The sequence below is a fragment of the Streptomyces sp. NPDC002690 genome, from assembly GCF_053592415.1.
Window position 1 is genome coordinate 1 of the sequence record NZ_JBSFVR010000679.1, and the last position, 1,762, is coordinate 1,762.

2 protein-coding genes are annotated in these 1,762 nt (G+C 72.0%); both read right to left on the reverse strand.

Features of this window, described 5'->3' with window-relative positions; translation table 11 throughout:
- Positions 1–68: 68 nt before the first annotated feature.
- Positions 69–1,292 (reverse strand): beta-ketoacyl-[acyl-carrier-protein] synthase family protein, encoded by a 1,224-nt coding sequence (locus ACWD3D_RS36630; protein WP_451464965.1) that lies wholly within the window; start codon positions 1,290–1,292, stop codon positions 69–71.
- Positions 1,289–1,549 carry an acyl carrier protein gene (locus ACWD3D_RS36635; protein ID WP_387376141.1) on the reverse strand — a complete coding sequence of 87 codons (261 nt, stop codon included), beginning with the start codon at positions 1,547–1,549 and terminating at the stop codon, positions 1,289–1,291. The genes ACWD3D_RS36630 and ACWD3D_RS36635 overlap by 4 nt, the downstream gene beginning before the upstream one ends.
- Positions 1,550–1,762 lie beyond the last annotated feature (213 nt).

Sequence of the window (1,762 nt, forward strand, 5' to 3'; positions counted from 1 at the left end):
GACGTGGGTCCGTCGCCGGGGGCAGCCCGCGCGCCCTCCGGCGGCGCCCGCGTCCCACGCGCTCGTGGTCAGGGAAGCCGCAGCGCGATCACGGCGTTGTGGCCGCCGAATCCGAACGAGTGACTGACGGCCCGGCTGACGGCGACGGGCCGGGGTGCCTTGGTGACGCAGTCGATGTCGAACCCGGATGCCGGGGAGTCCAGGTTGGCGATCGGCGGGACAAGACGGTGCTGGAGGGTCAGCACGGTGAGCGCGGCCTCGATGGCACCCGCCGCCCCCATGCAGTGGCCGAGCACCCCCTTGGGTGCGGTGACCGGCGGCCGGTGGGGGTAGGCCCGGGCGATGAGGGCGGCCTCGGTCGCGTCGTTGAGCGGGGTCGCCGTGCCGTGCGCGTTGACGTGTCCGACGTCCTCGGCACGCCAGTCGGCGTCCCGGAGAGCCGCTTCGACGGCCGCCTGGGCCACCTTGCCCGAAGGGTGCGGGCTGGTGGGATGGTGGGCGTCGGTGGTGGCCCCCGTGCCCGCGATCAGTGCCCTGGGGACCGCGCCCCGGGCCACGGCGTCCGCGGCCCTCTCCAGCACCATGATGGCGGCCCCCTCCCCCATGACGAGGCCCGCGCGGTCCTCGGCGAACGGACGGCAGAGCTTCGACGGGTCGCCGTCCGGCAGGGCCGCCGCTCCTGACCGGGCCAGGCCGGTCATCGCCACCGGGAAGACGATCGACTCGGTGGCTCCCGCGACGGCGATGTCGCACTGACCGCTCATCAGCATGTCCCGCGCCACCGACAGGGCGGTGACCCCGGACGAACAGGCCGTGCACGGAGCCAGACTGGGGCCGGTGGCACCGAGCTGGATCGCGATCTCCGCGGCGGGCATGTTGGGGATGGTGAGCAGGATGCCCGCCGGTGAAGACGCCTCGGCCCCCAGCCGGTCGAGCACCACGGCCTGCTCGGAGAGGGCCGCCGACCCACCGCTGCTGGTGCCGACCACGACGGAGACCCGGGCGCCGTCCCAGCCACCGGGGTCGAGTCCGGCGTCGGCCACCGCCTCCCGGGCGGCGAGTACGGCGAACTTGACGTACTTGCCCATTCGGTAGGCGGTCCGGCCACCGACGGCTTCGTCCAGGTCGATGCCGGTGACCGTGCAGGCGAAGTCGACGGCGCACCCGGCCAGTTCGGGGACCGTGCGGGCCGTGGACTCCCCGGCGAGCACGCCCTCCCAGGTGGAGGTCGTGTCGTTGCCCGCCGGGGTGATCATGCCCAGTCCGGTGACGGCGATCTCGGGCCGCTTCATCGGGCGTTGCTCACCGGTTCCGCGCGGCGGGAAGCCGAGCGGATGAACTCCGAGATGTCCGCGAGGGTGGCGTCCCGGTGGAGGGTGCCGACGGGGGTGTGGATTCCGAGGGTTTCCTTGATGATGACGGCGAACTCCGCCACCGCGAGTGAGTCCATCTCCAGGCTGTCCATCGTGGACTCCGGGTGAATCTCGGCCGGGGGCACCTTGAACGTATCGGTCAGCACGCCGACGATCTTCGGATGAATGGCCTTCATGATCTTCCTCTTGTGTTCGGCACATACCTGGGGGGTGGCGGGCACTTCGGCGGCCCCATATCGGCAGGGCCCGTAGGGAGTTCCGGGCCGGTCTCCAGCCCAGAAGTCCATACAGCCCCTAGGACGTGTGTCGAAAGTCCCGCCTGTCCGGCGACGCCTGGCACGCACGCTCGCCGCGTTGTCGGGGTCGCCCCGATACATCCAGTATCGGGG

Coding starts and splice junctions, on each gene's coding strand:
- ACWD3D_RS36630 (WP_451464965.1), bottom strand. CDS start 1,292: ATGAAGCGGCCCGAGATCGCCGTCACCGGACTGGGCATGATCACCCCG.
- ACWD3D_RS36635 (WP_387376141.1), bottom strand. CDS start 1,549: ATGAAGGCCATTCATCCGAAGATCGTCGGCGTGCTGACCGATACGTTC.